Origin of the sequence: Novosphingobium sp. (assembly GCF_025351285.1) — a bacterium.
GTDB lineage: Bacteria > Pseudomonadota > Alphaproteobacteria > Sphingomonadales > Sphingomonadaceae > Novosphingobium.
On record NZ_JANXWG010000024.1, the window covers coordinates 1 to 11,457 of the forward strand.

At 65.7% G+C, this 11,457-nt stretch carries 11 protein-coding genes and 2 pseudogenes; 7 read left to right on the forward strand and 6 right to left on the reverse strand.

Features of this window, described 5'->3' with window-relative positions; genetic code table 11:
* A partial coding sequence (locus tag Q0R16_RS03145) for an acyl-CoA dehydrogenase family protein (RefSeq protein WP_295631780.1) occupies nucleotides 1-368 on the reverse strand: 368 nt, incomplete at its 3' end.
* Between the two features lie 11 nt (nucleotides 369-379).
* Nucleotides 380-1,288 (reverse strand): SDR family NAD(P)-dependent oxidoreductase, encoded by a 909-nt coding sequence (locus tag Q0R16_RS03150; protein WP_295631815.1) that lies wholly within the window; start codon nucleotides 1,286-1,288, stop codon nucleotides 380-382.
* A gap of 129 nt (nucleotides 1,289-1,417) precedes the next feature.
* Between Q0R16_RS03150 and Q0R16_RS03155 the strand changes: the two genes are divergently transcribed.
* Nucleotides 1,418-2,176, forward strand: coding sequence for a helix-turn-helix domain-containing protein (locus Q0R16_RS03155; protein WP_295631783.1), 759 nt, complete (start codon nucleotides 1,418-1,420; stop codon nucleotides 2,174-2,176).
* Between the two features lie 6 nt (nucleotides 2,177-2,182).
* Here Q0R16_RS03155 and Q0R16_RS03160 read toward each other — a convergent pair whose 3' ends face one another.
* A complete protein-coding gene (locus Q0R16_RS03160; RefSeq protein ID WP_295631785.1) occupies nucleotides 2,183-2,398 on the reverse strand; it encodes a hypothetical protein in 216 nt (71 codons plus the stop codon).
* A 19-nt stretch (nucleotides 2,399-2,417) separates the two neighbouring features.
* Entirely contained in the window at nucleotides 2,418-2,729 is a 312-nt protein-coding gene (locus tag Q0R16_RS03165) for a hypothetical protein (protein WP_295631788.1), read from the reverse strand.
* 193 nt (nucleotides 2,730-2,922) lie between these two features.
* Here Q0R16_RS03165 and Q0R16_RS03170 point away from each other — a divergent pair, with 193 nt between their 5' ends.
* The 4 genes from Q0R16_RS03170 (at nucleotide 2,923) to metH (ending at nucleotide 8,702) form a co-directional block, all read left to right on the forward strand.
* Nucleotides 2,923-3,975, forward strand: a complete 1,053-nt coding sequence (locus tag Q0R16_RS03170; RefSeq protein ID WP_295631791.1) for a metalloregulator ArsR/SmtB family transcription factor — start codon at nucleotides 2,923-2,925, stop codon at nucleotides 3,973-3,975.
* 4 nt (nucleotides 3,976-3,979) lie between these two features.
* A complete protein-coding gene (gene metF / locus Q0R16_RS03175) occupies nucleotides 3,980-4,897 on the forward strand; it encodes a methylenetetrahydrofolate reductase [NAD(P)H] (RefSeq protein WP_295631794.1) in 918 nt (305 codons plus the stop codon).
* The gene (locus Q0R16_RS03180) at nucleotides 4,894-5,940 is read left to right on the forward strand and encodes a homocysteine S-methyltransferase family protein (RefSeq protein ID WP_295631797.1); all 1,047 of its coding nucleotides are present in this window, start codon (nucleotides 4,894-4,896) and stop codon (nucleotides 5,938-5,940) included. Before metF ends, Q0R16_RS03180 begins: the two co-directional genes overlap by 4 nt.
* A 128-nt stretch (nucleotides 5,941-6,068) precedes the next feature.
* Nucleotides 6,069-8,702 (forward strand): methionine synthase, encoded by a 2,634-nt coding sequence (gene metH, locus Q0R16_RS03185; RefSeq protein ID WP_295631801.1) that lies wholly within the window; start codon nucleotides 6,069-6,071, stop codon nucleotides 8,700-8,702.
* A 1-nt stretch (nucleotide 8,703) separates the two neighbouring features.
* On the opposite strand, the gene Q0R16_RS03190 is transcribed toward metH, so the two are convergent.
* The gene (locus tag Q0R16_RS03190) at nucleotides 8,704-8,979 is read right to left on the reverse strand and encodes a hypothetical protein (protein ID WP_295631809.1); all 276 of its coding nucleotides are present in this window, start codon (nucleotides 8,977-8,979) and stop codon (nucleotides 8,704-8,706) included.
* Between the two features lie 106 nt (nucleotides 8,980-9,085).
* On the opposite strand from Q0R16_RS03190, the gene Q0R16_RS03195 reads away from it, so the two are divergent.
* Nucleotides 9,086-10,258: a serine hydrolase gene (locus Q0R16_RS03195; protein ID WP_295631812.1), complete on the forward strand. Its 1,173-nt coding sequence runs from the start codon at nucleotides 9,086-9,088 to the stop codon at nucleotides 10,256-10,258.
* Between the two features lie 17 nt (nucleotides 10,259-10,275).
* Nucleotides 10,276-11,064, forward strand: a pseudogene (locus tag Q0R16_RS03200) (RecQ family ATP-dependent DNA helicase); the annotation flags it as partial.
* Here the strand turns inward: Q0R16_RS03200 and Q0R16_RS03205 are convergent.
* Nucleotides 11,033-11,457 (reverse strand): annotated as a pseudogene (locus tag Q0R16_RS03205) (DEAD/DEAH box helicase); the annotation flags it as partial. The pseudogenes Q0R16_RS03200 and Q0R16_RS03205 sit on opposite strands and share 32 nt — an antisense overlap.

Here is an 11,457-nt window from a genome sequence, read left to right on the forward strand (position 1 = left end):
CTGGCGATTTCACCTGCCGCCAACCGAGGCAGCCATTCGGCCTTCTGCTCCTCGGTGCCCGACTTGACCAGCGCCGAGCACACCATGCCCAGGTTGATCGAGGTGATCGAACGATACGCCGGCAGCGCATACGACAGAACGCGGATCGTCTCGACGTACTGGCTGACGTTCATGCCCGAACCACCGTATTCCACCGGCATGGTCAGCCCGAACAGCCCCATGTCGCGCATTTCGGCGAGCAGGTCGTCGGGGATGCGATCATCGGCGATCACTTGCGCTTCGGCGGGGAGCAGTCGGTCGCGCACATAGCGCTTCAACTGGTCGATGAACTGTTCGAAGACATCCGCGTCCATGCCTGGATTGCTCATCTCAAGACTCCTCAAACCGGATCGTAGGGGAATACGTGCGCCGAGACTTCGTCGGCGCGCGCGAAAGCGGGGCGGAACGCCGGGATCAGTTCCTCGGCGATCGCTTGCGCGGTCCAGCCTTCGAGCTTGACCATCGAGCGCACCGGGCGCGGCTTGGAAAACAGCATGATTTCGTTCTTGCGCACGCCAAAGATCTGGTTGGTGACATCCTTGGCCGCATCGGAGGCGAGGAAGGCGACCAGCGGCGCGATCTTGTCGGCGCTCATCGTTTTCAGCCGTTCGACGCGGGCCTTCTGTTCGGGCGTTTCGGACGGGATCGAGGCGGTCATCCGGCTCCACGCGAACGGCGCGATGCAGTTCGAACGCACGCCGACCCGCGCCATGTCGAGCGCGATCGACTGCGACAACGCAACAAGACCCAGCTTGGCCGCCGAATAGTTGGCCTGACCCAAATTGCCGATCAACCCGCTGGTTGAGGTGAAGTGGATGAAGCTGCCCGATTGCTGCTCGCGGAAGTACGGCGTGGCCGCCTTGCACACGTTGAACGGCCCGGTCAGGTTGACCTCGATCACGCTGGTCCAGTCCTCGTGGCTCATCTTGTGCCAGATCGTGTCGCGCAGGATGCCGGCGTTGTTGACCACCGCGTCGATCCGCCCGAAATGGTGGACCGCATCCTCGATGATCGAAGCTGCGGCCTTGGGATCGGCGACGTTGGCGAGGTTGGCATAGGCTTTTCCGCCCATCGCGCGGATGTCGGCCGCGGTGGTTTCGGCCGGACCGGACTCGCCGCCGTCGCCGCCTTGCGCGACGCCCGGATCGTTGACGATCACCGCCGCGCCTTCGCGCGCGCAGTGCAGCGCCAGTTCGCGCCCGATGCCGCGCCCGGCGCCGGTTATGGCCACCACTTTGCCTTCGAGCATCGGTCTTGTCGACACATCGGCCACAGCGATTCTCCCAGGATCACAAGTTGGCCCACGACCTAGACGAAGGCAAGCGCGCTTTCAACATCTGGAATTGCTTTTCATATTTATGAAAACTATGCTCATGAAATGACCCCTCCGGTGCCTTCCGTTGCGCACGCTTTCGCGATCCTGCGCCTGCTTTCGGCGCGGGTCGAGGGCATGACAATGTCCGAAGTGGCGCGCGCACGATCGCTCAGCCCGTCGAGTTGCCTCAATCTCCTGCGCGCGCTGGTGAGTGAAGGTGCGCTGCAGCGCGACGAAGACGGGCGGCGCTATCGGCTGGCGCCGGCCTGGGCAGCCAGCCGCGTGCTCGATGATGCCGCCGCGCGGTTGGTGGCGCGCGCGCAGCCGGCGCTGGCGCGCTTCGCCGCGCAATGCGATGCCGCGGTCGGGCTGTGGCAGCAGGTCAGCGACACCCGGCTGGCGCTGGTGGCACTGGCCGAAACCGGCGCTGCCACGCGCATCCACATGGTTCCGGGCCAGCGCCAGCCAGTGGGCGGAGGGTCGATCGGCCGTGCATTGGCGGCGGCCGAACGCTTGCCCGAAGCGGCTCTGGCGCGGCACTTTGCAGCACTGCGTTGGCAAAAGCCCCTGTCGTTCGAGGCGTGGCTGGCGCAAGTTTGCGCTGCGAGCGAAGCCGGCTACGCGATCGACGATGGCTATGGCCATGCCGGCATCTGCTCGATCGGGGTGGCCATGCCCAAACCGCAGGGCGAGCAGCCGGACATGCCGCAATTCTGCCTGTCCGCATCGATTTTCGAAGGATCGCGAGCGCCAGACCAGATTGCCGCGCTTGGGCAAGCCCTGGCCAACCTGGCGCAATCCAGCGACCTCACCGCCGCCTGAGCGGCATCAGGGCTTGCTGTCGGAAACGGCTTTAGCTGCTGGCAGAACGGTGGCCGGCTTGGGCGCCCGGCTTTCGAGCATCTTCGCCGCCTCGTCGAGCGCGCGTGCTTCGCCCACCGTCACGCCGCCCGGCCCCGGATCGTTATCGCGGGCGCGGCAGCCGCTCAGCGCCATCAGCACCATGGCAAGGCCGATGGCAAGCCGCCCTGATATCACGGGCATTTTGATGCCGGAGCGCCGCTCAATTGCCGGCAGGCGCCTTTGCAGCCTTGGCCGCCTTGGCTTCCGATGCTGCTGCCTTGGCGCTGTCTGCCGCGGATTGGGCGGCATCTGCGGCCACTTCGGGCGCGCCCGAACCATCCGCGGCGGGCGCCATGGCATCGGATTCGTCGCCTGCAGGAGCAGCCATCGAAGGGTCGCCGCTCGGCAATTCGTCGGCGGGCATTTCGACCGTATCGGCCACCGCCGGCTGGTTGGCATCTTCCGACTTGCCGCACGATGACAGCGAGGCCAGCATTGCGCCGGCAACCAGAATTGTACCCAGGTTCTTCATGCATACCCTTAGCGAATTTCGGCCCGACACATTCAGACCGGATCATGCTGTCTTGCAGCCGGACCCCGCATTTACCGGTTGCGCGCCGGATTGGCAAACGCCACCGGATGAATTGACCGCTGCGCCTGCTCAATCGATCGTTGCCAGCGATATAAGGCTTTCTTTATATTGCATCATATAAAGAATTCTTTATATGCTAGTCACGATGGATTTGCTCGACACCCTGCGCGCTTTGGCGGACCCCACAAGGCTGCGGATCATGCGGCTGCTGGCGCATATGGAACTGGCGGTGGGTGAACTGGCGCAAGTGCTCGGCCAAAGCCAGCCGCGCGTATCGCGGCACATCCGCATCCTGTGCGATGCGGGCCTTGCCGAACGCCGCCGCGAGGGCGGCTGGGTGTTCCTGCGCGCGGCGATTTCGGAAAGCGCCGAAGGTCATTCCAGCGCGAACAGGGCCAGCCCGATCGGAACCGCAGTCGCGCGGCTGCTCGCGGTTTCGGAGGCGGCCGACGCCGGGTTTGCGCAGCGCGCGCGCGAAGATTTGCAGCATCTCGACGCAATCCGCACCGGACGCGAAGCCAGCGCCGCCGATTACTTCGCGCGCCACGCCGGCGAATGGGACGAACTGCGCAGCCTGCACATCGCCGACGGCCCGGTAGAAGCTGCGCTGTCGTCGATGCTGGGCACTGCTGGCTTGGGCCGTCTGCTCGATGTCGGCACCGGCACCGGGCGCATGGCCGAACTTTTCGCGCCCGCCGCCAATCACGTCGTCGCAATCGACAAGAGCCCCGATATGCTGCGGATTGCGCGCTCGCGGCTCCAGCATTTGCCGCCTGGCACGGTCGAACTGGTGCAAGGCGATTTCACTGCGCTGCCTTTCGCCGACGCCAGTTTCGATACTGTGCTGTTCCACCAGGTGCTGCATTATTCGCACACCCCCGAAATCGTGCTCACCGAAGCCGCGCGCGTCACCGCGCCGGGCGGGCGGATCGCGCTGGTCGACTTCGCAGCGCACGATCGCGAGGAATTGCGCCACGGCCACGCCCACGCCCGGTTGGGCTTCACCGACGCGCAGATCGCGGCGATGCTCGATGCCGCGGGTTTTGCGCCCGAGGCCGATCGCGCGCTGGCGGGGCACGAATTGATCGTCAAATTGTGGACTGCGCGGCGGCGGGCGCCCGCCAATGTCTCACCGATCGTCCCATCCCACGCAACCGGGCGCGCATCGCGCCAGCAGAAAGGCTGATCCGTTGGTCGGCAACAATGACCCCCAATCCCTATCGTTCGAACCCCCGCTGTTCGCGGGGCTGCCGGGCGATATCCGCGTCAGTTTCGAATTCTTTCCGCCCAAGAGCGACGCGATGGCCGCGCAGTTGTGGGACGCGATCACCCAGCTTGAACCGCTCGCGCCGTCGTTCGTGTCGGTCACGTACGGCGCCGGCGGCACCACGCGCGAACGCACCCATGCCACGGTTGCGCGGATCGTGCGCGAAACCGGGCTGGTGCCCGCCGCCCACTTGACTTGCGTTGCGGCGAGCAAGGGCGAAATCGCCGAAATCGCGGACCAGTACTGGGACGCAGGCGTGCGCCACATCGTCGCCTTGCGCGGCGATCCGCCGCCAACCGATGCGGGCCGCTTCGTGCCGCACCCCGATGGTTACGCCAGCGCCGCCGACCTGGTTTCGGGCCTGAGGGCAAAGCGCGATTTCGAGATTTCGGTGGCAGCCTACCCCGAAACCCACCCCGAGGCGCTGAGCGCGGACCACGATCTGGACAACCTCAAGCGCAAGCTCGACGCTGGCGCGACGCGCGCGATCACGCAGTTCTTCTTCTCGACCGATGCGTACTTCCGCTTCCTCGACAAGGCACTGGCGGCGGGCATTACCGCGCCGATCCTGCCCGGCATCATGCCGATCACCAGCTTTGCCGCGATCCGCCGCATGTCGGCAAACACCGAAATCCCGTCGTGGATGGAGGCGATGTTCGCCGGCCTCGACGAACGCCCCGGCCCGCGCGCGCTGGTCTCGGCGGTGGTCGCGGCCGATCTCTGCCGCCGGCTGTACGCAGGCGGCGTGCGCGATTTGCACTTCTACACCCTCAATCGCGCCGAGCAGGCTTACGCCATCTGCCAACTGCTGGGCTTGCGTCCAAAGGAACCTGTCGCATGAGCGCACGTGAGAAATTGCTGGCCGAAGCCGCCAAGCGCATCCTCATCACCGACGGCGCATTCGGCACCGAAATCCAGAACTGGAAGCTGTCCGAAGCCGATTACGCCGGCTCACTCGGGTTGGCCAAGGACCAGAAGGGCAACAACGACATCCTCGCGCTTTCGAAGCCCGAAGTGCCCGAAGTGATCACCCGCGCCTATCTCGACGCGGGATCGGATATCGTATCAACCAACACGTTCTCGGCCAACAAGATCAGCCAGGCCGATTACGGCGCCGAGCACCTGGTGCGCGAGATCAACCTCGCTTCGGCGCAGATCGCGCGGCGGCTGGCGGATGAATACGCCGCCAAGGATGGCCGCCCGCGCTTCGTGGCTGGTGCGATCGGGCCGACCAACAAGACGCTGTCGCTTTCGCCCGACGTCAACGATCCGGGCTACCGCGAGATCGACTGGGATTTCCTGGTCGAAGTCTACCGCGAACAGGGTGCCGCGTTGATCGAGGGCGGCGCCGATTTCATCCTGATCGAAACGGTGTTCGACACGCTCAACGCCAAGGCCGGGGTGATGGCGGTGCGCAAGCTCGAGGCGGACCTCGGCCGTGAAGTGCCGATCATGATGTCGATGACGCTGACCGATCTTTCGGGCCGCAACCTCTCGGGCCACACGGTCGAGGCGTTCTGGTGCGCGGTGCGCCATGCGCGGCCGCTGACGATCGGGCTCAACTGCTCGTTCGGCGCCGCGCAATTGCGCCCGCACGTGCGCACGCTGTCGCAGATCGCCGACACGCTGATCATGGTCTATCCCAACGCCGGCCTGCCCAACGAACTGGGCGAATACGACGAAATGCCCGAGACCACCGCGGGCCTCGTCGGCGAGTGGGCGCAGCATGGCCAGGTCAACATCCTGGGCGGCTGCTGCGGATCGACCCCGGCGCATATCGCGGCGATGGCCAAGGCGGTGGCAGGCCTGCCGCCGCGCGCGCTGCCGGTGCCCAATACCGTGACACGGTTGGCCGGTCTCGAACCCTTCGTGATGGCCGCGTAAAAGTCCCCCTCCCGGCCAGTTACGAAATTTGGCGGGAGGGGTTAGGGGTGGGCACTTCCTTTCTGCACCGCCCAAGCAAAAATGCCCACCCCCGACCCCTCCCGCAAGCGGGAGGGGGGAGAATTTGAATGACCGATACCGCAACCCGCCCCTCCGGCTCATCCTTCGTCAACGTCGGTGAACGCACCAACGTCACCGGATCGGCCGCGTTCAAGAAGCTGATCCTCGCCGGCGATTACACCCGCGCGGTCGAAGTAGCGCGCCAGCAGGTCGAGAACGGCGCGCAGATCATCGACGTCAACATGGACGAAGGCCTGCTCGACGCGGTCGAGGCGATGACCACGTTCCTCAAGCTGATCGCGGCCGAGCCAGATATCGCGCGCGTGCCAGTGATGATCGACAGCTCGAAGTTCGAGGTGATCGAAGCGGGTCTGAAATGCGTGTCGGGCAAGCCGATCGTCAACTCGATCTCGATGAAGGAAGGCGAGGACGCGTTCCTCCATCACGCGCGGCTGTGCATGGACTACGGCGCGGCAGTGGTGGTGATGGCTTTCGACGAAAAGGGCCAGGCCGACACCAAGGCGCGCAAGGTGAAAATCTGCGCGCGCGCGTACAAGCTGCTGACCGGCATCGGTTTTCCGGCAGAGGACATCATCTTCGATCCCAACGTGTTCGCGGTGGCCACCGGGATCGAGGAGCACGATCGCTACGCATTGGACTTCATCGAAGCCGTCCGCGAGATCAAGGCGGCCTGCCCGCACGTCCACATCTCGGGCGGCCTCTCCAACCTCTCGTTCAGCTTTCGCGGCAACGAAATCGTGCGCCGCGCGATGCATTCGGTGTTCCTGTTCCACGCGATCCCCGCCGGCATGGACATGGCGATCGTCAACGCCGGCCAGCTCGACATCTACGACCAGATCGACCCCAAGTTGCGCGATGCCTGCGAGGACGTGATCCTCAACCGCACCCACGCCAAGGAGGGCGAGGAGACCGCCACCGAACGCCTGATCGCGCTGGCCGAGAGCTACAAGGGCAAGGACGTCATCGCTGAAAAGGCCGCCGAGGAATGGCGCGGCTGGGACGTGGTGCGGCGGCTCGAGCACGCGCTGGTCAAGGGCATCGATGCCTATGTGGTCGACGATACCGAAGAAGCGCGGCTGCTGCACGCCCGCCCGATCGAGGTGATCGAAGGCCCGCTGATGGCGGGCATGAACACCGTGGGTGACTTGTTCGGCTCGGGCAAAATGTTCCTGCCACAAGTGGTGAAATCGGCGCGCGTGATGAAAAAGGCGGTCGCACACCTGATCCCGTTCATCGAGGCGGCCAAGGAAGTCGGCGCGCGGCCCAAGGGCAAGATCGTGATGGCCACCGTGAAGGGCGACGTCCACGATATCGGCAAGAACATCGTCGGCGTGGTGCTCCAGTGCAACGGCTACGAAGTGATCGACCTGGGCGTGATGGTGCCGTGGTCGAAGATCCTCGAGGTCGCGAAAACCGAGGACGCAGACATCATCGGCTTGTCGGGCCTGATCACGCCGTCGTTGGACGAAATGGTCACCGTCGCGGAGGAAATGAAGCGCGCCGCGTTCAAGATCCCGCTGCTGATCGGCGGCGCCACCACCAGCAAAGTCCACACCGCGCTGCGCATCGATCCGGCTTACGATGGCCCGGTAATCTACGTGCTCGACGCCAGCCGCGCGGTCGGTGTCGCCTCGCAACTGCTGTCGGACACGCAGGCCGATCCGTTCATCGCCGCCACCGCCGCCGATTACCAGCACGTGCGCGACGTGCGCGCGGGCAAGGAACAATCGGTCCTGCTCAACCTGGCCGATGCGCGCGCCAACGCCTTCCAACCCGACATGAGCGACAAGGCGCCGCCGCCCGAACAGCCCGGCCTGCACAGTTTCCCCGCCTGGGACCTGGCCGACCTGGTCGACGTGTTCGACTGGACCCCGTTCTTTCGCGCCTGGGAACTGGCGGGCACCTTCCCCGCCATCCTCGACGACGAGGTCGTGGGCGAATCTGCGCGCTCGCTTTACGCCGATGCCAAGGCGATGCTCAAACGCATCCTCGACGAGAAGTGGCTGACCGCCAAGGGCGTGGCCGGCTTCTGGCCCTGCCACCGCAACGAAGACGATGTCGAACTCTACCTGCCCGACGAAGAACGCCACGTCCGCCTGCCGTTCCTGCGCCAGCAGATCCGCAAAAGCCGCACCCGCGCCAACTTCTGCCTCGCCGATTTCATCGACCCGGCCGGCGACTGGATCGGCGGCTTCGCGGTAGGCATTCACGGCATCGAACCGCACCTCGAACGCTTCCGCGCCGACCACGACGACTATTCGGACATCCTGCTCAAGGCGCTTGCCGATCGCTTCGCCGAAGCCTTCGCCGAACGGCTCCACCAGCACGTTCGCACCACGCTATGGGCCTATGCCCCGGGCGAACAGCTCACCAACGAGGCGCTGGTGCGCGAGCAATACCGCGGCATCCGCCCCGCGCCCGGCTACCCTGCCTGCCCAGACCACAGCCTCAAGCCGATCCTGTTCGACCTGCTGAACGCGACCGAAAACGCCGGCATCACGCTCACCGAAAGCCAGGCGATGCTCCCCACCGCCGCAGTCTCGGGCTTCTACTTCGCGCACCCCGAAAGCCAGTATTTCGGCGTGGCCCGCATCGGGCGCGATCAGGTGGAGGACTATGCGGCACGGCGTGGTGCCGATTTAGCGACGACCGAACGCTGGCTGCGGCCAAACCTCGATTGAGTTAGTCAGGCTGGTCCCATCTGACCGGGGGCGTGACCAGGTAGGCAAGTTCGGGCGACGCGATTTGCGAGCGAGCGCCATTGGCGTGGATCAGCGTGACGCGCCCCGATCCAGCCGCCGCGACGACGCCGACCACGCCATCCACCCAACGATGGAGCGCCGCTTTTGCAAAAACCAGCGGATCGCCGCCGGTGGTGCTGGTAGCGGACACTTCGATCTCGGCTTCGAGTCCGAGCGTCTGTTCGATCTGGTCTTCAACACTCGGCTTTTGTGTCATCGCGCTTATCCAATTTCGTCACGACTATCCTGAACGCTGTCCTTGGCCGCCACAAGGCACGCACTGCCCGCTTGACGCGATCCATCCCCCGCGCGATCAAGCCCCGATGCGCGTGATCATCTGTCTGTTCCTGTGCCTGGTATCCGCGCCCGCGCTGGCCGCTTCCCCGGCCACGGTCGTGGTGATGTTCGACCGCTCCCGCATCCAGCCCGCCCTCGCCGAAGGCCTGGCCGACAAGGCCACTGCGCGCCCCGTCACCGCCGACGATCCGGTGCGCGTGGCCTCGATCTCCAAGCTGGTCACCGCGCTCGGCGTGATGCGGCTGGTCGAGCAGCACCGGCTGTCGCTCAACCGCGATGTGTCGGACTATCTCGGCTGGCGCTTGCGCAATCCCGCATTTCCCGACCGGCCGATCACGCTGCGGCTGCTGCTTTCGCACCAGTCGAGCCTGACCGACGGCGCCAATTACATCGTTCCGCTGGGCGAAACGCTGCGCCAACGGCTGGCCGATCCGCGCGCCTGGGACGCCCGCCACGCCCCCGGCAGCGGCTGGTTCGCTTATGCCAACATCAATCCGCCGGTAATCGCAAGCGTGATGGAAGCCGCGACGGGCGAGCGTTTCGACCGGCTGATGCAACGGCTGGTGCTGCGCCCGCTCAAGCTCGATGCCTGCTACAACTGGTCGGGCTGCACGAAGGCCAAGACTGCGCGCGCGGTCGTCCTTTACCGCGACAACGGCGAGGTGGCGAAGGACGATCTGCACGGCAGCGCGCCCACCTGCCCGGTGCTGACCGCAGAGGGCGCGGCTTGCGCACTCGAAACCTACACCCCCGGCTGGAACGGCGCGCTGTTCTCACCACAGGGCGGCCTGCGCATTTCGATGCACGACCTGGCGCGAATCGGGCAGATGCTCGCGCGCGGCAGCCGCGGTTTCCTGCAGCCCGAAACCTTCGCCGAAATGACCCGCGCGCAATGGCACTTCACCGGCGCCAACCGGCAGGACGATCCGGGCGCCGAGGGCTTCTTCTGCGCCTTCGGCCTGGGCGTGCAATTGATCGGCAGCGGCGCACCCGGCTGCCGCGACGGCCTGTTCACCGATTTGCACACACGGCTCGGCCACGCGGGCGAGGCTTACGGCTTGCGCTCCGGCCTGTGGTTCGATCCCGCCAGCGGGTGCGGCGTGGCCTTTTTCACAACGCAAGTGCCCGATCACGATCCCGGCAACCGTTCCGCCTTCACCAAAGCCGAGGAAAGAGTGGTGGACCGCGCAACCCGCTGACCTGTAGGGGCGGGACGATGCTTGCCGCCACGCCCAATATTCCCGATGACGCGCCCGCTGCGCGCGCGCTTGGGGCGCTCCACGCCACCTTCGGGTTCAGCGCCTTTCGCGGGGTGCAGGACCAGGTGGTTGGCCGCGTGCTGGCGGGCCAATCCACGCTTGCGGTCATGCCCACCGGCGCGGGCAAGTCGCTGACCTACCAGTTACCCGCAGTCATGATGCAAGGCACTTGCGTGGTCGTTTCACCGCTGATTGCGCTGATGCACGACCAGTTGCGCAGCGCCACCGCCAACGGCATCCGCGCCGCCGCACTTACCAGCGTCGACACCGACCGCGCGCAAACCGTGGCCCGGCTGCGCGATGGTGATCTCGATCTGCTTTATGTTGCGCCCGAACGCGCCAGCCAGTCGCACTTCCGCGAATTGCTGAGCGAGGCGCGGATCAACCTGTTCGCGATCGACGAGGCGCATTGTGTCAGCGAATGGGGCCACGATTTCCGTCCCGACTACCGCCTGTTGCGCCCGTTGCTCGACCAGTTTCCGCAAGTGCCTCGCCTCGCGCTGACAGCCACGGCGGACGCGCACACACGCGACGATATCCTCCAGCAGCTCGGCCTTCCCGCCGATGGGCTGATCGTCGCGGGCTTCGATCGGCCCAACATCCGCTACACGATCCAGCCGCGCGACAACCCGCAGCGCCAGTTGACGCAACTGCTGGCCGAACAGCCCGGCCCCGGCATTATCTATGCGCCAACCCGCGCGGGTGTCGAGCGGCTGGCACTTGCGGAAACTGGTCGAGCAACGGGCGCAACAGGCGGTAGTCGGGACGGAAATCGTGGCCCCATTCGCTGACACAATGCGCTTCGTCGATCGCGAACAGGTTGATCCGCGCCTCACTCAGCAGTTCGCGGAAGTGCGACTGGCTGGCGCGTTCGGGCGCGACGTAGAGTAGATCAAGATCGCCGTCGCGCAGTCGCGCCACCGTCTGCGCGCGATCGGTGTCGACGCTGGTCAGCGCGGCGGCGCGGATGCCGTTGGCGGTGGCGCTGCGCAACTGGTCGTGCATCAGCGCGATCAGCGGCGAAACGACCACGCAAGTGCCTTGCATCATGACTGCGGGTAACTGGTAGGTCAGCGACTTGCCCGCGCCGGTGGGCATGACCGCAAGCGTGGATTGGCCCGCCAGCACGCGGCCAACCA